The sequence below is a fragment of the Spirosoma harenae genome (genome assembly GCF_054776975.1).
On the sequence record NZ_BAAHBD010000024.1, the window covers coordinates 26,572 to 52,062 of the forward strand.

General features: G+C 45.9%; 23 protein-coding genes. 15 read left to right on the top strand and 8 right to left on the bottom strand.

Translation table 11 applies throughout. The features are described 5' to 3' along the window. Positions 1 to 104 precede the first annotated feature (104 nt). The 6 genes from rpmA to ACYVE4_RS22680 all read right to left on the bottom strand — a co-directional run bounded on the left by rpmA (position 105) and on the right by ACYVE4_RS22680 (position 5,726). On the bottom strand, positions 105 to 419 hold the full coding sequence (gene rpmA, locus ACYVE4_RS22655; protein ID WP_461042533.1) for a 50S ribosomal protein L27: 315 nt from the start codon (positions 417 to 419) through the stop codon (positions 105 to 107). Positions 420 to 508: 89 nt separating this feature from the next. Further along, positions 509 to 826: a 50S ribosomal protein L21 gene (gene rplU, locus ACYVE4_RS22660; protein WP_461042534.1), complete on the bottom strand. Its 318-nt coding sequence runs from the start codon at positions 824 to 826 to the stop codon at positions 509 to 511. 68 nt (positions 827 to 894) lie between these two features. Then, a complete protein-coding gene (locus tag ACYVE4_RS22665; protein ID WP_461042535.1) occupies positions 895 to 1,962 on the bottom strand; it encodes a peptidoglycan DD-metalloendopeptidase family protein in 1,068 nt (355 codons plus the stop codon). An 82-nt stretch (positions 1,963 to 2,044) separates the two neighbouring features. Next, positions 2,045 to 3,016 carry a thioredoxin-disulfide reductase gene (gene trxB / locus ACYVE4_RS22670; RefSeq protein WP_461042536.1) on the bottom strand — a complete coding sequence of 324 codons (972 nt, stop codon included), beginning with the start codon at positions 3,014 to 3,016 and terminating at the stop codon, positions 2,045 to 2,047. Between the two features lie 170 nt (positions 3,017 to 3,186). Then, the gene (locus tag ACYVE4_RS22675; RefSeq protein WP_461042866.1) at positions 3,187 to 5,040 is read right to left on the bottom strand and encodes an OmpA family protein; all 1,854 of its coding nucleotides are present in this window, start codon (positions 5,038 to 5,040) and stop codon (positions 3,187 to 3,189) included. Positions 5,041 to 5,141: 101 nt separating this feature from the next. Continuing rightward, positions 5,142 to 5,726, bottom strand: a complete 585-nt coding sequence (locus ACYVE4_RS22680) for a 7-carboxy-7-deazaguanine synthase QueE (RefSeq protein ID WP_461042537.1) — start codon at positions 5,724 to 5,726, stop codon at positions 5,142 to 5,144. Positions 5,727 to 6,104: 378 nt separating this feature from the next. Between ACYVE4_RS22680 and hisG the strand changes: the two genes are divergently transcribed. From hisG to metF, 10 genes are all read left to right on the top strand, one after another. Beyond that, a complete protein-coding gene (hisG, locus tag ACYVE4_RS22685) occupies positions 6,105 to 6,965 on the top strand; it encodes an ATP phosphoribosyltransferase (RefSeq protein WP_461042538.1) in 861 nt (286 codons plus the stop codon). An 89-nt stretch (positions 6,966 to 7,054) separates the two neighbouring features. Then, on the top strand, positions 7,055 to 8,344 hold the full coding sequence (hisD, locus tag ACYVE4_RS22690) for a histidinol dehydrogenase (protein ID WP_461042539.1): 1,290 nt from the start codon (positions 7,055 to 7,057) through the stop codon (positions 8,342 to 8,344). Positions 8,345 to 8,374: 30 nt separating this feature from the next. Next, on the top strand, positions 8,375 to 8,614 hold the full coding sequence (locus ACYVE4_RS22695) for a hypothetical protein (RefSeq protein WP_461042540.1): 240 nt from the start codon (positions 8,375 to 8,377) through the stop codon (positions 8,612 to 8,614). After that, a complete protein-coding gene (locus ACYVE4_RS22700) occupies positions 8,611 to 8,991 on the top strand; it encodes a type II toxin-antitoxin system VapC family toxin (protein WP_461042541.1) in 381 nt (126 codons plus the stop codon). The genes ACYVE4_RS22695 and ACYVE4_RS22700 overlap by 4 nt, the downstream gene beginning before the upstream one ends. Continuing rightward, entirely contained in the window at positions 8,988 to 9,488 is a 501-nt protein-coding gene (locus ACYVE4_RS22705) for a peptide deformylase (RefSeq protein WP_461042542.1), read from the top strand. Before ACYVE4_RS22700 ends, ACYVE4_RS22705 begins: the two co-directional genes overlap by 4 nt. A gap of 15 nt (positions 9,489 to 9,503) precedes the next feature. After that, positions 9,504 to 10,652 (top strand): histidinol-phosphate transaminase, encoded by a 1,149-nt coding sequence (gene hisC, locus ACYVE4_RS22710; RefSeq protein ID WP_461042543.1) that lies wholly within the window; start codon positions 9,504 to 9,506, stop codon positions 10,650 to 10,652. Between the two features lie 64 nt (positions 10,653 to 10,716). Continuing rightward, positions 10,717 to 11,247 (top strand): hypothetical protein, encoded by a 531-nt coding sequence (locus ACYVE4_RS22715; protein WP_461042544.1) that lies wholly within the window; start codon positions 10,717 to 10,719, stop codon positions 11,245 to 11,247. Positions 11,248 to 11,330: 83 nt separating this feature from the next. Further along, entirely contained in the window at positions 11,331 to 14,675 is a 3,345-nt protein-coding gene (locus tag ACYVE4_RS22720; RefSeq protein ID WP_461042545.1) for a UvrD-helicase domain-containing protein, read from the top strand. Positions 14,676 to 14,698: 23 nt separating this feature from the next. Further along, on the top strand, positions 14,699 to 15,550 hold the full coding sequence (locus tag ACYVE4_RS22725) for a phosphatase PAP2 family protein (RefSeq protein ID WP_461042546.1): 852 nt from the start codon (positions 14,699 to 14,701) through the stop codon (positions 15,548 to 15,550). A 54-nt stretch (positions 15,551 to 15,604) separates the two neighbouring features. After that, entirely contained in the window at positions 15,605 to 16,564 is a 960-nt protein-coding gene (metF, locus tag ACYVE4_RS22730; RefSeq protein ID WP_461042547.1) for a methylenetetrahydrofolate reductase [NAD(P)H], read from the top strand. Positions 16,565 to 16,622: 58 nt separating this feature from the next. Here metF and ACYVE4_RS22735 read toward each other — a convergent pair whose 3' ends face one another. Further along, positions 16,623 to 17,249, bottom strand: coding sequence for a carbonic anhydrase (locus ACYVE4_RS22735; RefSeq protein WP_461042548.1), 627 nt, complete (start codon positions 17,247 to 17,249; stop codon positions 16,623 to 16,625). Positions 17,250 to 17,550: 301 nt separating this feature from the next. After that, a complete protein-coding gene (gene rhaT / locus ACYVE4_RS22740) occupies positions 17,551 to 18,603 on the bottom strand; it encodes an L-rhamnose/proton symporter RhaT (protein ID WP_461042549.1) in 1,053 nt (350 codons plus the stop codon). Positions 18,604 to 18,881: 278 nt separating this feature from the next. Between rhaT and ACYVE4_RS22745 the strand changes: the two genes are divergently transcribed. From ACYVE4_RS22745 to rhaM, 5 genes are all read left to right on the top strand, one after another. Beyond that, positions 18,882 to 20,987 carry a bifunctional aldolase/short-chain dehydrogenase gene (locus ACYVE4_RS22745; RefSeq protein WP_461042551.1) on the top strand — a complete coding sequence of 702 codons (2,106 nt, stop codon included), beginning with the start codon at positions 18,882 to 18,884 and terminating at the stop codon, positions 20,985 to 20,987. A gap of 101 nt (positions 20,988 to 21,088) precedes the next feature. After that, positions 21,089 to 22,363, top strand: coding sequence for a TIM barrel protein (locus ACYVE4_RS22750; RefSeq protein WP_461042552.1), 1,275 nt, complete (start codon positions 21,089 to 21,091; stop codon positions 22,361 to 22,363). 94 nt (positions 22,364 to 22,457) lie between these two features. Further along, positions 22,458 to 23,852: an FGGY-family carbohydrate kinase gene (locus tag ACYVE4_RS22755; RefSeq protein ID WP_461042553.1), complete on the top strand. Its 1,395-nt coding sequence runs from the start codon at positions 22,458 to 22,460 to the stop codon at positions 23,850 to 23,852. 74 nt (positions 23,853 to 23,926) lie between these two features. Continuing rightward, positions 23,927 to 25,048, top strand: a complete 1,122-nt coding sequence (locus ACYVE4_RS22760) for a glycoside hydrolase family 88/105 protein (RefSeq protein WP_461042554.1) — start codon at positions 23,927 to 23,929, stop codon at positions 25,046 to 25,048. Positions 25,049 to 25,130: 82 nt separating this feature from the next. Beyond that, positions 25,131 to 25,445 (top strand): L-rhamnose mutarotase, encoded by a 315-nt coding sequence (gene rhaM / locus ACYVE4_RS22765; RefSeq protein ID WP_461042555.1) that lies wholly within the window; start codon positions 25,131 to 25,133, stop codon positions 25,443 to 25,445. Positions 25,446 to 25,491: the final 46 nt, after the last annotated feature.

Sequence of the window (25,491 nt, forward strand, 5' to 3'; positions counted from 1 at the left end):
CTTTCGTATGGTAAAAGGGTAACAGCAGAAACGATTTTTTAGTTTTGGGCATAAAAAAACCCGTCTGACGATTGCCAAACGGGTCTCATGATCACTTTTGCTATCTATTCAGCAGCCGCTTCAACTGGAGCAGCTGCAATAGGAGCTACTTCAATTGCCGAAGGACCAGCTGGAATAATATCTACGTAAGAACGGCTGTTGCGACCTGGACGGAATTTCACAACGCCATCAGCTAAAGCAAACAGCGTATAATCTTTACCCAATCCAACGTTGAGACCTGGGTGATGTTTTGTACCGCGCTGACGCACGATAATGTTGCCGGCAATAGCCGACTGACCGCCGAATAATTTCACACCCAAACGTTTGCTGTGCGAATCGCGGCCGTTTTTGGAACTACCTACACCTTTCTTGTGTGCCATTTGTTTAAGGAGTTATACAGTTACAGGGTTATAGAGTGGTAAAGTTTATCTGTTGAATCGATCACTTTACGACTATACAACTTTATAACTTAAAGAGTGATGTCTTCAATAAGGACTTTCGTCAGGTATTGACGATGACCGTTTTTCTTTTTATATCCTTTCCGGCGTTTTTTCTTGAAGACGATTACTTTTTCGCCTTTCAGGTGTTCGACGATTTTGGCCGATACTGCTGCTCCAGCAACAGTTGGGGCACCGACGGAGATGCTCCCTTCGTTATCAACAAGGAGAACCTTCACCTTGTCGGAGGCAAGTACAGCGTCCACATCGCCCTCTAACCGGTGGGTATAGATAGAACGACCCTTCTGGATCTTGAATTGCTGTCCTGCGATCTCTACGATTGCGTACATGTGTTGTGTATGAAATTGGAAATGAGGGTGCAAAGGTAACGTTTTTTCTGCACAATCCAATAGTCTGCTTAATGTACACGTATTTTTTGGCCAGGACGAAGTCGCGATCCCGAAATATGATTCTTTCGCTTTAATGACGAGAGCGACATGCCATAACGTTCAGCAATTGAACTAAGCGTTTCACCTGACCTGACTTTATGCAAAACTGTTCGCTTAAAGCGGGGTTTGCTACTGCCTTCAGATGAAGACGACCGACCTCCACGGAGATAATCCCAAACAGAACCCGTCAGTAGAAAATGATCGGAAACAATAGCGTTTTCCGGGAAAGAGAATATGTTGAGTGGACTGAAAGGATTTCCTTCGTAACGCGTTTCGAAGTGTAGGTGGGCTCCGTAACTGCGGCCTGTATTGCCCCCTAACCCTACCTGGTCACCAGCCTTAATCAACTGGCCTGTCTCCACGGTTTGTTTCGACATATGCCCATAAAGCGTTTCGAGACCGTTATAATGACGCACTAACACATAACGACCATAGCCATTACCATCCCAGCCTACGACCCGAACAATGCCATCGAACGCAGCATAAACGGGGTCTCCGGTTTCTAAATCCAGATCTGTACCCGTGTGCCATCGCCCCCAGCGGTACCCGAAATTAGAAGTCATTTTTCCCTCATCCAATGGAGCTGACCAATAACGGTTGGCAGGTGGATCGTATAACTTAATGTCGACCGTTTCATCGAACTGAAGCGGGTCAATATTATACGGGTCAATGGTTCGCGAATCCCAAACGGCGTAATAATCCGCAATTTTTACCCATTCATTGCCTACGAGTACCGAGTCAATAACTTCAACGACACTAGTTTCTCCCTGATCGATCTGACTGGTATCTTCACTAACGACTGGGTTCAACTCTTTTTTAGGCTCAAACTGGTTGTTGAAGCGCAGTTGAGTAGTTTCTTGTTCAAACGCGTCGTCCGCTTTTTGCGGCTGTTCGACGACTGGTGCGTTTGGGTTTGCCCCATTTTTGGGCGTAATACGCAGGTTATTTTTAAATCGCCCGCGCTCCTGGGCCTGTGCGGTTAGGGTTATGCACAAGCACCCAATGGCCAGTAGCCACTGTGTAGCGGTTCCTCTCATCAGTTATATAGATGAGTCGATAGTTCCTAGTTACCAATCGATAGTGGTTAGCGACTGGTAACTAGGAACTATCGACTTTTTGTTAGTGAACAATTTCTTCGCCCTGCATTTCCAGTGTGACCAGATAACGTTCAGCGTCCAGGGCTGCCATACAGCCTGTGCCGGCTGCCGTAATGGCCTGACGATAAATATTATCCTGAGCATCGCCACAGGCAAATACGCCGGGTATATTCGTTCGTGTGCTTCCCTTTTCGGTGAGAATATATCCATTCTCATCCAAATCGATAAACTCACTAAAAATGTCTGTATTTGGTTTATGACCAATGGCTACGAAAAATCCGGTAACGTCTAACGTAGCTTCTTCATTTGTTAGTGTATTCTTGATTCGCACGCCATCTACACCCTCATCGCCCAACACTTCTTCAGTTACGGTATTATACAGGATTTCGATGTTGTGGGCCGTTTTAACCCGTTGCTGCATGAACTTCGAAGCCCGCATCTCATCGCGTCGAACCAGCATATACACTTTACGACACAGATTTGCTAAATAGCTGGCTTCTTCAGCCGCCGTATCGCCAGCACCAACAATAGCTACGTCCTGACCGCGGAAAAAGAATCCATCACAAACGGCACAAGCTGAAACGCCACGACCATTCAGACGCATTTCGGAGGGTAAGCCAAGCCATTTGGCGGTGGCACCTGTCGAGATAATCACCGCATCTGCCGTAATTTCAAGTTTATCATCAACAATGGCACGATGAGGATTTCCCGGACTAGGTTGATCCGTAAACTCAACTTTGGTAACCATGCCGTAGCGAATATCGGTACCAAATCGACGAGCCTGTGCTTCGAGATCCTGCATCATCTGAGGACCATGAACACCATTGGGATAACCAGGAAAATTATCGACTTCATTCGTGATGGTAAGCTGTCCGCCGGGTTGAGCGCCCTGATAAAGAACGGGTTGCATGTTTGCCCGAGCGGCATAAATGGCAGCTGTGTAACCAGCTGGACCGGAACCTATAATTAAGCACTTAACGTGTTCGGGAGTCATTTTTGAGGTAATGTGTTGCCTGATGACGAAATAAATGCCTGCTCTCTACAGGAAAGGCGTTAGGACAACATACACAAAATTGAAAAAAATCCCGCAGGAAAGCAAAAAGCAAAGGGCATAGGGTCTTATACGCTATTTCTTACCCTCTGCCCAACGCCCTTTGCCCAATGCTATAACACTTTCCACTCGATGCGTCGATTTAGCCGCCGGTTCTCTTCGGTGGTATTCGGTACTAGCGGACGGGTTTTTCCATAGCCAACCGCCTTGATACGCGTTGTTGGGATTCCAGCTTCTGTAAGGTAAGCAACTACAGTCTGTGCGCGTTTCTGCGACAGCGTTAGGTTAGCGGTTGCATCGCCTTTGTCATCAGTATGACCCGAAATTTCAATTTTTACGGTTGGATTAGTCTGTAGAAAGGTTGCTAAATGACCCAGTTCTGTACGTGATTTCTCGGCTAGATCATATCGGCCTGATTCGAAGAATAAATTATTCAGCGTTTCATTGGCTGTTGCTCCGGCAATAACTGGCTCGAGCGGTACTTCCAGGGTTATTCCTTCACCTTTTGTTTTCTGGGTGAAATCGAAGGAGAGACTTTTGAATAAATAGCCGGATTGATTTACGTAGAGTGCATATTCGCCCCCGCTTGGTAATACAGCGGTATATTGGCCGGTCGTTGCGTCGGCTTGTACACGCGAGACCACCTGATTCGTTTTTAAATCAATAAGTTCTACAGTAGCGGCCAGTGGCTTTTTCGTCTTGGCATCGGCTATAGTTCCCTTTAAATAGCTAACCGGTTTGACTCGCTCTCGTAGTGATTCGGGTAAATCGAATGCATACAATCGTGATTTTTGGGAAACGCCATCTTTCTGCTCCTCATATGAATAATAGGCACGGGTTCCATTGGCTGATACAAACAAAGAAGCCTGATCTTCTGAGTTATTAATAGGATAGCCCAGGTTGGTCGGGTTAGACCAGCCAGTAGGGCCGTTATCAGCTATAAACAAATCGTAACCACCCATTCCGATGTGTCCTTCTGAAGCAAAAAACAGGCTTTGTCCGTTAGGATGAATAAAGGGCGAAGCTTCATTTGAAGGGGTATTGATTGGCTCGCCCAGATTGACTGGCTCGGTCCATTCGCCATTTGTACTTCGCTCACTCCGCCAAATATCGCGACGCCCTTTGCCACCTGGCCGATCCGAAACGAAATAAAGCTGGCGGCCGTCGGCCGATAAAGCAGGTTGAGATTCATAATAGCGAGTGTTAATTGTAGGTCCTAAATTTTCTGGGCTTGACCATTCATTACCCGTCTTATGACTCATGTATAAATCGCAACTGCCAAAACCTTTGCGTCCCTGACAAGCGGTAAAAACAATGGTTCGGCCATCGGCTGAGAGACTGGGAGTTCCTTCATTTTCAGGTGTATTAATTGCAGCGGCAAGGGAGGAGGGAGGAGACCAGACCTCACCATTGAACGTAGCTGTCATCAGATCTTCGTCGCCTTCTGGTTTCAAAGCGGTAAACACCAATGTTTGCTCGTCAGCGGTCAATACCGGGAAATATTGAGAAAGGGTTGTTTGCAGTACTGACGACAAAGGTTTTGGGTCAACTGCCTGCGGGTGCTGCACGGCTTCCATGCCGAATCGAGCCGTCTCAATCTGATTGGCAATCCGCTTTGCCTGAGCAGATTGGGCAGGAAATAAGGTTTGAAATTTTTCGAGATAGGGAAGCGCTTCACCGTATCGACCTAGCCGAAGTAAGGTGTTACTTAAAGACTGGTAGGCTGCACCTGATCCGGGACTGTCGGGTTGAAGCTTAACCGCAGCGCGGTAGGCTGCCAGCGCTGGGTCGTATCGTTTGGTGAATTCGTATAGCTGACCGAGTTTTAGGTAGGCATCTGTAAAGGTAGGATCTTCTTTAACGGCCTGTTCCATAAATGGAATCGCTTCCCCAGCTTTTCGCTCGCCAAACAATTTGATGGATTGATCATAAAGATCCTTCGCTTTTTTGCTTTGGGCAAGGAGCATGGAGCATGGTACAAGGAGCAGGAAGATTATTAGCAGAGAGCAGAGGACGTATGACTGAGGGTATTTGCTTTTACCCCATGCCCCAAGCCCCTTGCCACCTGCTACGGAATATCCATGTACTTGTGCGTTTGCAACGAGATTTGCCATTGCGGATTATTTTTTACGTAATCAACGATGCGAGGCAGCATTTCATTGGAACGACTCCACTCTGTTTGTAAAAAGAGTTTACAATCGGGTCGCAAAAAGGGGACAAATGACTCCGCAAACGCAAAATCAGATTGATTGTAAATGATCACTTTAAGCTCGTCGGCTTTATCGAAAATAGCTGGATTAGGCTTTTTGAATTTCTTTGGTGAGAAGCAGATCCAGTCCCAGGAACCCGTAACAGCTTCACAAACGCCAGATGTTTCAATGTTCGTCTGAAACCCCGCCTTCTGAAGTGCAGCGGTTAATCCGGTTAAATCATGCATTAAAGGCTCCCCGCCCGTGATGACTGCCATACGACCAGGATGCTGTAAGGCACCTTCGAGGATAGTATCAATCTGTAGTTTGGGATGAGCATTAACATCCCAGGATTCTTTTACGTCGCACCAATGGCAACCGACGTCGCAGCCGCCCAGCCGGATAAAGTAAGCGGCTCGTCCGGTATGGGCTCCTTCACCCTGAAGCGTATAAAACGCTTCCATAACAGGGAGTGCTGTTGTCGGTTCGGTAATTGTAGAGCTAGTACTAGTCTTGATAGTTTGTTGTTTCTGCGTCAGCATCATACGACAAAGATACGAACTTACAGACCTAAAAGGTTTTCAAAAACCTTTTAGGTCTCATATTGAATACGTACTTTTGCGACATGATCTCACAACGGGCTACTCATTCTCCCTTTCGACATTGTCGCTATCATTACGGTTGCTAAACAAGCAATTTAATAAGGCAACGTATTCCCGTTTTCCTGTATTTTTGCCCCCTAATTTTCCTGTCTGTGTATGTATTGACAGGCTATCTTTTCAAAATCAATGGATTACGTGGTGTATGAACCATATCATACATCCTAGATCATACATCAGTTAATGTCTTCTGTATTACGAATTGCCTTACAAAAATCGGGTCGGCTGAGCGAAGATTCGTACCAGCTTTTTAAAGAATGTGGTATCCGTTTCGATTATGGTACCGGTAAACTTCGCTCGGTTTCGTCGAATTTCCCCGCCGAATTCCTATTCCTTCGCGACGATGATATTCCCGGTTATGTCGAAGATGGCGTTGCTGATTTAGGAATTGTTGGTGAAAACGTTGCCGTTGAAATGAATCGATCGGTGCAGACGGTTCATAAGTTGGGCTTCTCAAAATGCCGCCTGTCTATTGCGATTCCACGCGGTATTGAGTGGACTGGCATTGCGAGTTTGGAAGGTAAAAACATTGCTACGTCATACCCGAATTTACTTGGTAAATATTTGGCTGAACAGGGTGTTAAGGCTGAGATTCATGAAATCAGCGGATCAGTCGAGATTGCGCCAAGCATTGGTCTTGCCGAAGCGGTTTGTGACATTGTCAGCTCCGGTAGCACGTTACTAAGCAATGGCTTGAAAGAAGTAGAAACGATTTTCCGTTCGGAAGCGATCCTGATTGCGCGTCCAACGCTAGAGCCCGAAAAACAGTCATTACTAGACAAACTACTATTTCGACTAAAAGCGGTTCAGGTTGCCAAGAATAACAAATATATCGTGCTGAATGCGCCGAACCACGCGCTTGGGCAAATCACCTCTTTGCTGCCGGGTATGAAAAGCCCAACGGTAACACCCCTAGCTACCGAAGGCTGGAGTTCAGTGCATTCCGTATTGAACGAAAACGAATTTTGGGAAAATATTGAAGCCATTCGTGCGGCCGGTGCTGAGGGGATCCTGGTGATTCCTATTGAGAAAATGATCTATTAAAATAGTGATGAGTGATAAACGATAAATGATGAGTTGGCTGACGCGACAAATCACTCATCGTTCATCACTCATCGTTCATCACTATTGCTATGAACATCATCCCATTTCCAACCCGATCAGAATGGCCAGCCTTGCTGGCAAGGCCTGTGCAGTCGACAGAGCAGATTGAAGCGGCCGTCGAGCCTATTTTGGCGCAGGTAAAAGCTGATGGCGATACTGCATTGATCTCACTGGCGAAAAAATTCGATAAGGTTGATCTTCACGCTGAGCAATTGCAGATAAGTAAAGTTGAACTTGAAGCTGCTGAAGCGCAACTTAGTGATACGCTAAAATCTGCGATTCGGCAGGCTTATCAAAACATTCGACTATTTCACGAGAAGCAGAAACAACCTGTTGAGAAGATCGAGACAATGCCGGGTGTAACATGCTGGCGAAAAAGTGTCGGGATTGAGAAAGTAGGTTTGTACATCCCAGGAGGAACGGCTCCTCTTTTCAGTACTGTATTGATGCTGGGTATTCCGGCCCAGTTGGCTGGTTGTCGGGAGATTGTGCTTTGTACCCCAAGCGATCATCCGGCTATCTATTTTGCTGCTAGCTTAGTTGGCGTTACCAAAGTGTTTCGCATTGGTGGCGCACAAGCCATTGCAGCTATGGCATACGGAACGGCGTCGGTGCCGAAGGTGTACAAAATCTTTGGACCGGGTAATCAATATGTCACAGCGGCCAAGATGTTAATCGCCAAAGAAGGGATTGCGATTGATATGCCTGCCGGCCCAAGTGAGGTGGCTATCTATGCAGACGATTCGGCCATTCCGGCTTTTGTGGCAGCAGACTTGCTCTCTCAGGCTGAACATGGTATCGATAGTCAGGTCTTATTGGTATCAACCAGCAAACGGCTTCTTAACAGTGTTAACTTAACACTTACAACCCAGCTTGGTAAATTATCCCGACAGGAAATGGCCGGCAAGGCGCTGGAAAATAGCAAGATGATTTTGCTTGAGAACCAGGAAGATACAATTGACTTATTAAACGACTATGCTGCCGAACACCTGATTCTTAGTGTAGAAAATGCAGAAGAGGTAGCGGAGAAGATCCTGAATGCGGGGTCTATATTTTTGGGGAATTACACGCCCGAATCTGCAGGTGATTATGCATCAGGAACGAATCATACCTTACCAACAAACGGGTTTGCAAGGGCTTATAGTGGTGTATCACTCGATAGTTTTGTTAAGAAAATTACCATTCAGCACATTACGCCAGAGGGATTACAGAACGTTGGTCCAGTCGTTGAAGCAATGGCTGAAGCTGAATCTCTTGATGCTCATAAGCGAGCAGTAAGCCTTCGGCTGGCTAGTTTGAAAGAAGCAAATCCTGCTTAAAATTGCTTATATTGCTGAAAACGAAAAGTTATGGAGCGTGTACTAATTGAATTCGATACTCCACAGGATAAAGAGTCTTTGCACGCTGTACTGTCAAGATTTAATGCCCGAGTTGTCGATAATGAGCAGGCTGCCAAGCAAAAGGAGTTTATTGAGATCATGTATGAAATTGCCGCAAAAGGGGGAGCGGGCGAATCGTTTGGCGACCCTTCGGAGTGGCAACGAGAAATACGTAGTTGGGATAGAGTATTACCTAGACGTGAAGAATGATTCTGGACAGTAATATACTTATCTGTGCCATTGAACCTGTAAGTGACGTATTGTGCTCATACTTATCCGAACAAAGCGGGCAGTTATATGTCTCTATGATTACTAAGTTAGAAGTACTTGGATATCATAAACTACGTCCTGACCATAGAACGGATTTGGAAAAATGGCTTGATGTTTCATTTATTTTTCCAATTACCGACGATATTATTACGGAAGCTATTCGTCTGCGTCAACAACGGAAACGTTCGCTGGCCGATTCAATAATCGCTGCAACAGGGCTTTTATATAACCAGCCTGTACTGAAAAATAACGTAGCTGATTTTGCTGATATCGAAGGTGTACAAGTCATTCCATTGGCTGATATTCTGCACTCATGAAAAACCTCGCCGATCTTCTGCTTTTAGGCGATCCACGTCTGTATGAAACCTGCGAACCTGTGCTGGAATCGGAGCTTTCGCTGGTGCCAAACTGGGTGGCTGATCTGCACAATGTGATGGAAGAAATTCGGGCGAAATACCAATTTGGACGAGGTATTGCCGCTCCGCAACTTGGCATCATGAAACGGTTGATTTACCTGAATGTTGATCAACCACAAGTGATTATCAATCCTGAACTGGTTTCTACCAGTGAAGAAATGAGCGAGTTATGGGACGATTGTATGAGTTTTCCAAATCTGCTGGTACGAGTTCGACGACATCGAAATTTGGTGATGACCTATCGTGATGAACATTGGCAGGAGCATACCTGGAACGTGTCGGATTGGGGGTTATCGGAATTAATTCAGCATGAATACGATCATTTAAATGGAGTATTGTGCACCATGCGTGCCATGGATGATCAATCCTTTCGCTGGCGCCCAACTCCTGAAAATTAATAAAGTAGTAGTACTATGTTCAATCTCAATAGCCTGCTTCGGCCTCATATTCTATCGCTTACTCCCTACTCATCGGCTCGTGATGAGTACACTGGTACAATAGGCGTGTTCCTGGATGCCAATGAAAATCCAATCGGTTCAACAACGGAAGACGGAACTTACAACCGCTATCCAGACCCGCATCAATGGGCAATCAAACAGCGATTAGCTCCAATTAAAGGCGTTCGACCATCCCAGGTTTTTCTGGGCAATGGTTCTGATGAACCGATTGACTTGCTAGTTCGGGCTACCTGCGTACCTGGTAAAGACAGTCTGCTGATTATGCCGCCAACCTATGGAATGTATGAAGTGTCGGCAGCGGTGAATGATATTGAGTTAGTTAAAGTGCCCTTAACGCCGGATTTTCAGGTCGATACAGACGCTGTTCTGGCAGCAATGATGCCGACTGTTGATCGGCCGGCTCCCAAATTGATCTGGTTGTGCTCACCGAATAATCCGTCAGGAAATCTATTACATACGGATGCAATTCGACGGATTTTGGAAGCAGCTCATCAATCGTTAGTTGTTGTGGATGAGGCCTATATTGATTTTGCTGATGCGCCCTCCTGGACAAAAGAACTAGACAACTATCCGAATTTGATTGTATTGCAGACCTTCTCAAAAGCCTGGGGATTGGCCGCTTTGCGCCTGGGAATGTGTTTTGCATCGGAAGAACTCATTCAAATCCTGAACAAGATCAAACCACCTTACAACATTTCGGCACCTACCCAAAACCTGGCCTTAAATGCGCTTGAGCATGAATCGGAGAAGAACAAAATGGTTACTCAACTGTTGAGTGAACGCCAGGTTTTGGCGGAAAAACTGCGTTCTTTGCCTTCTGTACAAGTTGTTCATCCATCTGACGCTAATTTTCTGCTGGTTCAGTTTGATGATGCTAAAGGCATTTTTGAACACTTAATTGAGCAGCAAGTGATTGTTCGTGACCGTTCTAAAGTGAAACTTTGTGCAGGATGTCTACGTATTTCGGTAGGAACAAAGGCTGAGAATGAGCGACTTCTGGAAGTACTTCAGCAAATGGGTATTGCTTCTACGGCAGTTGCAACAGAATTACCGCTCGGAACTGGTGATGAAGCAACGAAACCGGAATTAGTGTCCAATGGTTGAGTTTTTACTGGTGACCGGTTACGAAAACCGAAATCTCTAGTCTAAGACTGACTACATCTACTTTATGAGAAAATCATTTCTAATCACATGGCTGGCTCTTTCGGGCTTTTTGATAGCCCCTCAGCTGGCTACTGCTCAATATAACAATTGGTCGGTAGGGTTCCGGATTGGGGAACCATCGGGGGCTAACGTTCGCAAATATTTTGGTAACAATAAAGCGTTTGATCTAAATATAGGTACCTACGGAGGGATTTATGGAACCAAACGAAGTTACCGATCCGGCGAATACAAAAATGTAGGATTAACGGTTCAGGGGCATTTGATATGGCATACGGCACTGACCAAGAGTGAAAGCTTTCGGGCGTATTATGGATTTGGTGGTCAGATCAATACCCGACGTTATTATCCGCCCCGATTAAATGGAGAATACGAAAATGCGCTGTCGATAGGCCCATCAGGTATTGGCGGTCTTGAAGTGTTTCCGGCTAGTAAACCTTATTCCTTTTTTCTGGAAGCGGGTGGTTATGTTGAACTTCTCCAGGCTCCCTTTTTTCTAAGTTTAAACACGGGGTTGGGCTTGCGGTATAATTTTTAGAAATAGACGAGGAATACAGGGTAGGGAGCAAGGGGTAAGGATTGACTCTATTCCCTGCTCAATGATCTTCGCTCCTTGCAACGATGTTCAAAGTTTATAGTTCTTCGGCGGGATCGGGTAAGACGTATACACTAACCCGAGAGTATCTAAAACTGGCCCTACGACCAGGAGCGAAGGACGATTATTTCCGGCATATTCTGGCGGTGACCTTTACCAATGCAGCCGCCAATGAAATGAAGAACCGGATACTACAACGTCTTGCCGATATAGCCGGAGAAGGTGAATCTTCTTTCTTGGATGAATTAGTCGTTGAGCTTTATGGCAGTTCGCCTATCAGCGATTCGTTTGCGGATCATAAAAACGAACTCCGTCAGAAAGCTGCTTCCGTTTTCAAAACCATTCTCCATCGGTACGCAGATTTTAGTGTTACTACCATTGACTCCTTTACGCAGCGCGTTGTTATGGCATTTACCGACGAACTCGGATTGCCGTACTCGTTCGAGGTTGAATTAGAGACTGATGAAGTGCTGGAACTGGCTATCGATAATCTTATTGAGAAAGCTGGCACTGAGGAAATGGAGGAGATCACGACGATCTTAAGTGAGTATTACACTCAAACTGCAACGGAGGGAAGAAGCTGGAACCAACTTCCTGAAGTACTCAAGGAATTTGGCCGCAATTTGACGTCTGATCAATTTTACGAAGCAGTGAATGCGGCTCAGGAACTTCCGTCCATTGCCTTGCGAACGATTCGGGAGCAATTGATTAGCCACAATCAACAAATTGAAGAAGCAATCGTTGGCTTTGGAAAGCAGGCATGGAAACGAATTACAGACGCTGGCTTGTCGGAAGTCGATTTTGCGTATGGTATCAAAGGTGTAGGCGGGTTTATTAAAGAAGTGGCAGGTGGTGATTCGCAGAAAGATGCAGGTGTGCGAGTCAACAATGCTATAAATAATGGTGACTGGTATATTAAAAAAACGCCGTTGCCAGTTCAGGCGATCATCGATGGCATGGTCGACGAACTAACGGAGTGTATAGTTCAGATCAAAACCATTCGGGAGTCGACCAGCCGTCAGGTGGCCTTGTTCGATTGTTTATTGCCTCATCTACAGAAACTGGCATTGCTGAAACAGATGCGGGTTGAGTTCGATGATCTGCTTCGCAAGGACGGACGAGTACATATTTCGGAATTCAACAAAAAGATTCTCTCGATTGTAGCGTCGGAGCCAGTGCCATTTTTGTATGAACGGTTGGGGGTTCGGTACAATCACATTCTCATCGATGAGTTTCAGGATACATCCCGGCTTCAGTTTGCCAATTTATTGCCTTTAATAGAGAATGCGCTCGGTAGCGAGCATTTTAACCTGGTCGTGGGCGACGGCAAACAGGCAATTTACCGGTTTCGGGGGGGCGATATGGATCAGATTGTGGCCCTGCATCGCCAAGATTTGAGGAGCTTGAAAGAAGCGCACAATCCGGCTTCATGGACGGCTGATCGGATCGGAACGCTTGGTAAACATTTGCAACCGGAAAAGCTAAATACCAACTGGCGCAGCGCCGAACCGATCGTTCATTTCAACAATGAATTCTTTGAATTCACCGCCCGTAAATTTGATCAACAACACGCCAAGGTAGCCGACGTATTCGACGCGAGCCAACAGTTTCATCAATTCCCGGCGCACAACGCCAGGAAAAGTGGTCATGTGCAAATTGACTTCGTAGCAAAGGAAGAAAGAACGGATAAAGATTTAATCAACCAGATGCTGGAAAAGACACTTGAGCATCTGGAACGAGCCCTTATCGATGGCTATCAATATGGCGATATAGCAATTCTGTGCCGCAAAAAATCGCATGCGAAAATACTGGCAAACGAACTGAATGCCCGTCAGATTCCGCTTGTATCGGCCGACTCATTGTCGCTGGAATTCTCAGATCCGGTAAAATGGCTGGTTACGTTTATGCAAGTGCTCCAGCGTCCTGATCATAAAATGCTGCACTATGAACTGCTATTTCTGTTTCATAGAGTTGTACAGGGAATTTTTCCCGACGAGGCTTTAACCGAAAAACTTCGGACTGTTGCAGAAGGAGAAATTTCGAAAGTTTATGCCTATCTCTCGGATCAAGGCTATCCGTTCGATCCATATGCATTAGGGCAATTGAATCCCTACGAACTGACTGAACGGTTGATTGCACAGTGCGGCTTATTCAAGCAGACGGAGCATAATCCCTTTTTGTTTCGATTTTTAGACGAAGTGTTGACATTCAATCAGAAACGCAGTGGTCATTTAAGTGATTTTCTGTATTACTGGGAAAGTGTACGTCAGCGAATCTCAGTAGAAGGTAATACCCGTAATGCTATAAGTATTCAAACCATCCACAAATCGAAAGGATTGGAGTTTCCGGTAGTGATTATTCCATTTGCCAACTGGCGCGTCGAACCGATCAGTGATAGTACCATCTGGCTAAATCTGGGTGAGGTTCGAACGGATGTGCTGACACATGCAACGGAAGAAGGACAGGTGATCCGGTTGCTGTCGGCCCCAGCGAATACCACCAGTAAACTACGTTCTGCACCTGAATCAATTGCGGGGCAATATGAAGAGGAAATGACGCGCACATTTCTGGAAAACATGAACCTGCTTTACGTGGCCTTCACGCGCCCGACGGATCGACTATACATCATTAGTGAAGCCAAAGAATTTGGCAAAGGACAACCGAATACGATAAGTCATTGGTTGCATGCGTTCCTGCGCGATAGTGAAGTAGCCCAAAAATGCGAATGTGTCTGGCAGGATGGCCGATATTCTTACCCGATTAGCCAATGTGCAGAGTCAATTTCCCGTCAGAAAACAGATGACCAGACCGATGAAATTATTCTGGACGAAATTGTGAGTGGGCATCGGGGCCAGGATTTGCAATTGCGACGGATGGCTGAACGAATCTTCGATGTCGCTACATTTGAGCAAACTCGTGAGCAGGATCGTAAGCTTTTAGCGGCTCTGACACTGATTAAAGGCCCTGATACGATTGATCCTGTTCTTAGAAAACTCGTTAGCGAGGGACTCATTCGTAAGGTGGAATGCGAAGCGCTGAAACATAGTATACTAGCCATTGTCACGCATTCGGACTTGGCTGCTTTATTCAATTCCCAACTTCGGGTCGATACAGACCGGACTATTTTAAGTAGCAAACGAATGCACGGAGCACCGCATCGAGTCGTGTATTTTCCGGATGGTTCTATCGTATTGGTTCAGTATGAGTCGATTATGATGGGGCCGGTAAATAATGACTCTACTGCAGAACCGCGAAATCCGACGGCTTCGTTAAGGTATTTTACGAATCTTTACCGGGAGATGGGATTTCCTGAGGTCGAGGGGCGATTAGTTTATCTTTCTGAAGAACCGGAAGTCGTGCGGGTGGTTTGAAATGGATGTATGATATTTGGGGTATGATGTATTCTCTAAATGTGATTCGTTCCAAGAAATTTATTTCCTTCGTCTTTATCCAGTTATCGTTTTTTGCTCATTTTTCATATGCCCAGTCGCCTTATGAACTAAAAACGGGTCGGGAAATTACTTGGTTAGGCATTGGAGCCGCAACGTTAGGAACATCCGTAGCGCTGAGCCACACAATTGATCCGCTTACGCGCGCGGAAATCGCAGCTCTCAGCCGGGATGACGTAAATAAGTTTGATCGAAATGCTACATTCCACTGGTCAACATCAGCCGATAAATTCAGTGATGCAACCCTGGTCGGTACCATTGGAATTACTGGCATTCTGACACTTGGTACTAAACCCATGCGACAAGATTTCAAGACGGTAGCCGTGATGTATATCGAAACGTTGCTGCTGGCAAATGGGGTTGAGCGTACTATAAAGGCGATTACGCAACGAAATCGACCCTTTGTTTATAATGCTGATGCACCTATTGACGAAAAACTGGATCGAGACGCTCGGCAATCTTTTTTTTCTGGCCATACAACCAATGCCTTTGCAACTGCCGTTTTTACCAGCGAAGTGTTTCGGCACTATTTTCCGCATTCCAAATTAAAACCTGTCGTTTGGGTTAGTACCCTGGGATTGGCATCGGCTACGGCCTATTTACGCTATGAGGGTGGACTGCATTACCCATCAGATTTATTGGTTGGGGCTGTGTTTGGATCATTTGTGGGCTGGGGAGTTCCGAAAATCCATGAGGTGAAAAATCGAACAGCAATGGGCCGTCGGCTGGATGTACAGCCCTGGAGCAACGGTTCTGCGAATGGAATTTATGTGAGTTTAGCCATGTTTTCTCGCTAACTCATACATGCGATTGCAAAACGTTTTTTGTTTTGGCATGTAGTCTTATGATCAATGACTAAAATTACCGATCACATTAAGGCCGCAAACGGCAAAACGATTTTCTCGATTGAAGTCATTCCGCCTATCAAGGGCGATAATTTGAAGAACCTGCTCGATAACATCGAGCCGTTAATGGAGTTCAACCCCCCCTTTATCGACGTTACTTACCACCGCGAAGAATACATCGAACGGCCGTTACCCGATGGAACGATTCAGAAAATTGTCACCCGGAAACGACCTGGTACTGTCGGAATTTGTGCGGCCATTATGCATAAGTTTGGTGTTGATCCGGTGCCGCACGTGCTTTGTGGGGGATTCACTCGTGAGGAGACGGAAGATTTTTTGATCGATCTGCATTATCTGGGGATCAATAACGCCTTGGTGTTGCGGGGCGATCCGGCGAAACCATTCTCGACGTTTAAAGCCAAAGAAAACGGGTATTCCTACGCCAGTGAATTAGTCGAGCAGGTTGCTAATATGAATCGGGGAATTTATCTGCATGAAGAAGATACGGCATTGGCTCCCAGTGATTTCTGCATTGGTGTAGCCGCTTACCCCGAAAAGCATTTTGAAGCGCTCGACTCCGATATTGACTTTCATTATCTCAAACAGAAAATCGAGAAAGGAGCGGATTATATTGTTACCCAGATGTTTTTCGATAATAAGAAATATCTGGATTTTGTGGCTCGGTGTCGGTTGGAAGGAATTACAGTACCAATTATTCCAGGGCTGAAACCACTCAGTACGCGCAAACAGCTTCAGATTTTACCCAAACTTTTTCACCTGGAACTACCCGAAGATTTACAAAAAGCGGTTGAAACCTGCGAAAACGACCAGCAGGCACGGCAAGTAGGAGTGGAGTGGTGCATTCAGCAATGTCGAGAGCTAATAGCAGCTGGGGCACCCGTCATGCACTTTTATACGATGGGCAAGGCCGATAATGTTATGAAGATTGCGAGGGAGATATTTTAACAAATAGCCATCGGATAGTCAGAATAACTATCCGATGGCTATTTGTTTTATGTTTATCTTAATCGAGACGATAAATTTCCTTTATATTTTCTAACAGTTTTATAAAGTCAATTTTCAGGTCGATCAATTCTCCGGAATGTACGTCAAAAACCCATCCATGAACAGTTATATCACGTTCCTGCTGGGCTTTTTGCACTTCTGCTGTTTTGAGAACATTGATACATTGTTCTTCGACATTCAATTCCACTAATCGTTTATAGCGTTGTTCCTGGTCTTCAATCGCATTCAATTCATCCTTGTGCATCCGGTACACATCACGAATATTTCTTAGCCATGGATTTAAAATCCCCATGTCTGCTGATTTCATGGCCGCCTGAACGCCACCACAATAGTAATGACCGCAAACCACTATGTGATTCACTTTAAGATGCATGACAGCATAATTAATAACCGACATTACGCCTAGGTCCGTATTAGGAACCATATTCGCAATATTTCGGAGCACAAACACTTCACCGGGTGATACACCCATAAGTTCTTCGGCTGTTACACGGCTATCTGAACAGCCAATATAGAGGATATCTGGAGTTTGCCCTTTGGAAAGATCGCTGAAGTAACTTGGTGCTGTGCTTAGCTTCTTTTCAACCCAACTTTGATTGTTCTTAAAGATTCGTGAAATGTCCATCTTGTTTGCTTGAGGTTAATTTTAATCTATTCTGAAGCTACTACAGCTACTAAATAAACTGTGTTCATCTCTATAGCTAGTGTATAACGACAAAAGTAATGACTTTTAATCTCTATTTAATCCAACTTGCGCATTTCCAGACTGTCGATCTATCAAAAGGGTATAAACAAACAGAATCCGGCCAAAACAATCTGCAGATGCTTTAACCGGATTCTGTTTGTTGAGCTATGTTTTCAGATAATGTCCAAGTCCAATTATGTAAAATCAATCCCCAAAAACTACTGATAAGCCAAATCGCCGTTCAAAGAGAATTACCGATTCCTACTAGGACGATTGAAATTAGAATCACGACAATGCCGGTAATGAACGTGCGGAATGTAGCGTTCGATACCCCTGACCACTCCTTCAGATATAAGCCCCACATGTTCGCGGTCAGAATGATAGTAGCCATGTGTGTAATCCAGGAGCTGGCCCCATTACCCAGCTTACTTTCACCCATCCCGTAGAAGAAAAACTGGAGAAACCACATTGTACCAGCGGTTGCCGAAAAAAGTACATTGGCCAGAATAGGCGTCCGAGTATTTGTGTAATCGTTGAAGGTTTTATTTTTGGCATTTAGGTACATGCACCACAAAAAGTTGGTGGTCAGGCCACCCCATAGTACTACCACGTAGGTTACGTTATTCTGAAACAGCGGATTACAACCTTGCAAAACAGCCTGATCGGCCAAGGGTTTGCCCGCTTCGATACCATAGTTGAAAAAGGCGCTTAGAATACCGGAGATTACTGCAATTGTCAGGCCTTTCACAATGCTGAACTCTTTGACAGAGGCTTTCTTTTCAGCTTCCGAGAGTTCCCCTTCCTTCATCATGCCGGCTTTACCCGAGATGGCAATTCCGATGAGGCAAACTAAAACGCCTAGTAACACTAACTGCCCTCCACCTGAACCCAGCATATCGGTAAATGAGACTTTCCCTTTAACGGGGTTGATATTATAGTATATGGAGGGGACCAGTGCGCCAAAAGCTGAGCTGAAACCTAATACGACCGAATTCCCCAGCGACATGCCCAGATAGCGAACGCCCAGACCATACGTGAGTCCACCGATACCCCATAGTAATCCAAATACGAATGTGAGCATCTTTGTGCCCATATCAGCTGAGGCAATGATGGCTGCAAAATCGGGGATGGTTAAGTAAGCAGCTAAGGGAGGCACAATGAGCCAGGAAAATAGACCGCCAACAATCCAGTAACTTTCCCAGGCCCATCCTTTCACTTTATTAAAGGGCATGTAAAAGCTACCCGAAAACCCGCCACCAATTGTGTGGTAAATAATACCAATCAGAACTTGCATAAAGAAATAATACTACAGCTACGTTTATCTAAGTATCAGTGATGATGTGTTATGAATGTGTTAAACTAATTAGCATTCATAATTTTATTGCAAATTTATCCTCAATTGTTTCTGAAACCTACCTGTTCTCTCCTGTTTGTACAATCAGTGGGAGTAGAAAAAACAGTTCACGTTTTTTGTGAATATAACAGGAGAGTGCATGACACAGGATTTAACAAATAGTACGTACTTTGCTAAAACAAGATTTCGGATCGATACTACTTACTTAACTCTTATCTATGAATACGACGCAAGCGTTCAACTACGTTAGCTATCTCTGGGATGAACAAAAGGCAGCAGAGTTGGCTGGTGATGAAGTGGCCCTGTTTATTTACCGTTCTAACTTGCTGGGAGCCGATCTTCGCCTGACTAACTACGCTGGAGGAAATACATCAGTTAAATTGATGGAAACGAATCCATTAACTGGTCAGCCCGTTGAAGTAATGTGGGTGAAAGGTTCGGGGGGCGATATTGGTACACTCACCAAAAAAGGCTGCGCCAACTTATACGTAGAGCGTTTGCATGCACTAAAGAGCCGCTATCGGGGACTAGAGTTTGAAGACGAAATGGTTGGCCTGTTCGATCATTGCCTGTTCGATCCAAAATGCGCTGCTCCGTCCATCGATACACCATTGCATGGACTATTGCCCTATAAACACATTGACCATCTGCATCCTGATGCCTTAATTGCCATTGCTGCCAGCCGCGATGGAGAGGCTATCATGCACGAAATTTGGGGTGACCAAATGGCCTGGATTCCCTGGCAACGCCCTGGTTTCGATTTAGGGTTGAAACTGGAAGAAGCCGTTCAGAAAAATCCGAATCTTCGTGGTATTATCTTAGGCGGGCATGGGCTGTTCACCTGGGGCGATACGTCGTATGAGTCGTATATGAATACGCTGGAAGTCATTGAGCAGGCTTCTGAATACCTGCACCAGAATTTCGGTAAGAAACGCCCGGTTTTCGGTGGTGTAGCTCGTGAAAATACCGATGCAGATACCCGGAAAAAGCAAGCGGCTGCTGTAATGCCTACCTTGCGTGGGTTAGCTTCCAGCTACCGGCAAATGATTGGCCATTTCACCGACGATGAACGCGTATTGGAGTTTGTCAATTCGAATGATCTTCCCCGTCTGGCCCGATTGGGAACAAGTTGCCCTGACCACTTCCTGCGTACCAAAATCCGCCCGCTAGTGCTCGATCCCGAGCAATTGTCGAGTGCTGATAGCGCAGCGTATCTGGAAAAAGCATTTGAAGACTATCGCGCTGATTATGCGGCTTATTACGAGCGTTGCAAACACCCGAACAGTCCTGCTATCCGTGACCCGAATCCGGTTGTATTGCTGTGGCCGGGAGTGGGTATGATAACATTTGCAAAGGATAAACAAACCGCACGCGTAGCCGCTGAATTTTATACCAACGCCATCAATGTCATGAAGGGAGCCGAAGCCGTTTCTGACTATGTTGGTCTGCCCGAACAGGAAGCCTTTGATATTGAATACTGGCTGTTGGAGGAGGCTAAACTGCAACGGATGCCAAAACCAAAGCCTTTGTCAGGCAAAATTGCGCTGATAACGGGGAGTGCGGGCGGTATTGGAAAAGCGATTGCCAAGAAATTTCTGTCAGAAGGAGCCGTTGTCGTCATCAACGATAACGACGCCGATCGACTGGCAGGTGCGAAAGAAGAATTCCAGAAGCAGTATGGTAAAGACGCTTATGCTGCTGATCAACTGGATGTTACGCAGGCTGATACCATTGCCGCTACGTTCGATACCGCTACATTGGCATTTGGTGGAGTTGATATTATTGTGAACTGCGCGGGACTGAGCATTTCGAAACCTATCGAAGAACACACCGAAAAAGACTGGGATTTACTGTATGACGTGCTGGTGAAAGGCCAATTCCTGGTTACTCAGAAAGGTGTTGAAATTATGCGAAAGCAGAAGCTTGGTGGCGATGTAATTAATATTGTCAGCAAAAACGCGCTTGTTTCCGGGCCCAACAATGCTGGTTACGGTTCAGCAAAAGCTGCTCAACTCCACTTAAGCCGACTGAATGCCGCTGAATTAGGAAAAGACCATATCCGCGTAAACGTCGTCAATCCCGACGCGGTCATTTCCGACTCGAAAATCTGGGCCGGTGCCTGGGCCGAAGGTCGCGCCAAAGCGTATGGCATAACAGTAGCTGAACTACCCGCTTACTACGCGAAACGTACGCTATTGAACGAAATCATTCTCCCCGACGATATTGCCAACGCCTGTCTGGCCTGTGTAAACGGTCTATTGGCTAAATCGACCGGTAACGTCCTGAATGTTGATGGTGGTGTCGCGATGGCGTTTGTACGATAAATAAAGTGTACAGATTACGGTATTCGGTTTACAGTGAGTTGATGTGCTTTTGCATCAGTTCACCGTAAATAGAATACCGTAAAACTTTAACCCCAACCCTTATGCAAATTGAACCTGAACATATTGCGGATTATAACCAGTCAAATCTGGCTGGCCACCAGCGGAAATTATCGTACTGGACGCAGGAGGTGGCGAAGGCTGAGCCGATTATTCAAAAATTAATAGATTTTCAGATTGCTATTCCGAGCTGGGCATTGGGAACGGGTGGTACGCGGTTTGGTCGTTTTCCGGGTGGGGGAGAGCCTCGTTCACTGGAAGAGAAAATTGCCGACGTTGGTCTGTTACATGCCTTAAACCGGGCTAGCGGTGCTATTTCATTGCATATTCCCTGGGATATTCCGACTGATCCTGAAGCGATCAAACAACTGGCAGCAAAGCATGGTCTGCGCTTCGATGCGGTTAACTCCAATACCTTTCAGGATCAGCCTGATCAGCCATTGAGCTATAAATTCGGCTCGTTACAACACACTGACCCCGCTATTCGTCAGCAGGCAATCGATCACAATATTGAGGTAATTAAGCATGGCGTCGCTCTCGGTTCGGACTCGCTGACGGTTTGGTTATCAGATGGTTCATGTTTTCCTGGACAGCTTAATTTTCGCAAAGCCTTCGACCGTACATTAGCAAGCCTGGCCGAAATTTATGAGGCTTTACCGGAAAACTGGAAGATGTTTGTTGAGTATAAAGCCTTCGAACCAAATTTCTATTCCATGACCGTTGGCGATTGGGGAAGTAGCTTCTTGTATGCCAGCAAACTCGGTCCGAAAGCGTATACGCTTGTAGATTTAGGTCACCATCTGCCGAATGCGAATATTGAACAGATTGTAGCGATTTTACTTCACCAGGGCAAATTGGGCGGTTTCCATTTCAACGATTCTAAATACGGGGATGATGATCTGACCGTTGGCAGCATCCGCCCATATCAACTGTTTCTGATCTTCACGGAATTAGTCGATGGTATGGACGCTCGTGGGATGAACCACGCGAAGGATCTCGGCTGGATGATTGATGCGAGCCACAATGTGAAAGACCCGCTCGAAGATCTGCTTCAATCCGTTGAAGCCATTCAACTCGCTTATGCACAGGCCTTACTCGTAGATCGGGTGGCCCTGGAAGAGGCTCGCGAAGCCAACGATCCGGTTCGGGCACAAGAAATCCTTCAGGATGCGTTCCGAACCGATGTTCGCCCACTGGTAGCCGAAGCCCGACGACGAGCAGGAGGAGCCTTACATCCGCTAGGTTTATACCGTCAGTTAGACGTTCGGCAACACCTCATCGGTGAGCGCGGTGCCAAAACAGTAGCCACGGGACTTTAACATAGTGATGAGTGATAAACGATGAGTGATGAGCGGGTTATAACTTCTGCTTGTCACTCATGGTTCATCACTCATCGTTCATCACTAACCATTCATGAACGTCGTTGCTATTTTCGACATTGGGAAGACCAATAAAAAACTGTTTCTTTTTGACGAGCAGTACCGGATTGTTTGGGAAAAATCGGAGCAGTTTGAGGAGATTCGGGATGAAGATGGAGAGCCTTGTGAAGATGTAAACCTGCTTCGGAACTGGGTAATTTCTTCGTTGAAGGAAGTTATGGCGTTGCCGGAATTTTCGGTGAAAGCAGTCAATTTCTCGACCTACGGTGCCAGTATGGTCTATATCGATCAGCATGGCGAACCGCTCGGTCAGCTGTATAATTATCTGAAAGTTTATCCCCCTGCGTTATTGAAGCAGTTTTTCGATGGCTATGGGGGCGAATCTGCCATAACGCGCCAGACGGCTTCTCCTTCTTTGGGTAGTCTTAATTCGGGCCTGCAATTGTACCGGATCAAGTACGAACAGCCCGATTTGCTGGCGAAAATGGCGTATGCCTTGCATTTGCCGCAATATGTTAGCTATCTCATTTCTGGTTGGCCAGTTTCGGAGTTGACGAGTATAGGATGCCATACGATGTTGTGGGATTTCGACCGACAGCAATATCATGCCTGGGTAACGACCGAAAAGCTAGATTCCTATTTAGGACCTATTACTCCATCTGATTCGGCCCGACAATTAACGATAGACGGTACTTCTGCTCAGGTTGGCGTTGGATTGCATGATAGTTCGGCCGCATTGGTGCCTTATCTGGCATCGTTTCAGGAACCGTTTGTCCTGATTTCGACGGGAACGTGGTGCATAAGTATGAACCCATTCAACAACCATCCGTTGACGCCTGAGGAATTGCAATATGATTGCCTGAACTTCATGCACTACAAAGGTCAACCTGTGAAAGCAGCTCGCTTGTTTGCGGGGTATGAGCATGAACAACAGGTGAAACGACTAGCTGATCACTTTAAAGTGTCTGTTAATCAATATACGAAAGTAGCTTACGACCCTGAAACCATCGACCGTTTACGGCACAAAGTAAGTCAGGTTACGACTGGTAATGATGCCAAAGGCAATCAGTTGATTTCGATGAAAGGCTCATTGTTTGGGCAACGCAGCCTGGCGGATTTTTCGGATTATTCGGAAGCGTATCATCAACTCATGCTCGACATCGTTGCACAGCAGTTGATTTCAACGAATCTGGTACTCGCCGGTTCGCCGGTCAAGCGTATTTTTGTAGACGGGGGCTTCAGTAAAAATCCAATCTACATGAATCTACTGGCGATAGCTTTCCCAACGATTGAAGTCTATGCGGCATCGGTGGCGCAGGCGTCAGCAGTAGGAGCCGCATTAGCCATCCATCACCATTGGAATACCCACACATTGCCTGGCGATTGCGTCGAACTCAAAAAGTATACAGCTCCCGTTGCTACACATTAATCGGTTCAAGTTTGAGGTTGCAGGTTCCAGGTTAATTATTAATATACCTTGAAACTTGAACGACGAAACCTGCTATGAAATCTCGTTTTATCAGTTTTTTGTTTTTCGCCCTTTCGTTCTCAGGGCGGGCACAGTCGCTTCCGGGTAAACAGGATATTCTCGCCAAAATGACGTTGGCGAATGACTATTTTATGAAGACCTGGCCTGATCCCGGCAAAGAGATCGTGACTAATAAAACACGACCCAGCAACATCTGGACACGAGCAGTTTATTATGAAGGATTAGTGAATTTGTATGGGATCGACAAAAAGAAACCCTACTACGATTACGCAGTTGAATGGGGCGAAAAGCATCATTGGGGGCTTCGAAGCGGTATCAACACTCGAAACGCTGACGACCAATGTTGTGGGCAAACCTACATCGATCTGTACCTGATTGACCCGAAACCGGAACGTATTCGCGCTATCAAAGCATCGATTGACGCCATGGTGAAAAGCGATAAAGTAGATGACTGGAATTGGGTCGATGCGCTTCAAATGGCCATGCCGGTCTTCGCTAAACTAGGTGTATTGGAAAAAGACCCCACTTACTTCGAGAAGATGTACCAAATTTACATGTACTCGAAAACGAAGCATGGCGGTAATGGACTGTACAATGCCGAAGATCATTTATGGTGGCGTGATAAGGATTTTGTGCCGCCTTACAAAGAACCCAACGGTCAGGATTGCTACTGGTCTCGGGGCAATGGCTGGGTAGTGGCCGCTCTGGTTCGGGTGTTAGATATCCTGCCTAAAAATGCCCCGCATCGGGATGAATACGAAAAGACCTATCTGGAAATGATTCGAGCCTTGCCCCCCATGCAACGTGCCGATGGTTACTGGAACGCTAGCCTACACGATCCAACAAATTATGGTGGCAAAGAGCTTACTGGTACCGCTTTGTTTGTATATGGCATGGCCTGGGGTATCAACCACGGATTACTTGACGCAAAAACTTACCGACCCATTATTGCCAAAGCCTGGAACGCAATGGTTACTGAATCTGTGCATCCAAACGGATTTTTAGGCTATGTTCAGGGAACCGGCAAAGAACCCAAAGATGGCCAGCCTGTTACCTACGAAAGTAAACCCGATTTCGAAGATTACGGCCTCGGCTGTTTTCTATTAGCCGGAACGGAATTGTATAAATTGAAATAGTTCTAATTTTCAGGTTTACTGATACATAAACAGTTTCTTGTGAATAAGTAAATATGAAAGTAGAATCAGCAACCCTTTAGTTATGGAAGAAATCGCTTTTACAATGAAATTAAAACCCGGCGTCGAAGCGGAATACAAACGTCGGCATGATGAAATCTGGCCTGAATTATCAGCTGCACTGACGGAGGCCGGGATTCGGGATTATTCCATTTATCTGGATCGGGGCACTGGAACGCTGTTTGGCGTTCAGAAGCGAATTGCCAATCACACCGCCGATGACTTACCCGGCACAGACATTATGCAAAAATGGTGGGCGTACATGGCTGATCTGATGGACACCTATCCTGATAATTCACCTGTCGCAATTCGACTGGAGAACGTATTTCATATGGATTAACCTACCGTTTGGCAACGTTATTGACGCCAGACGATAGGTTTGTCCA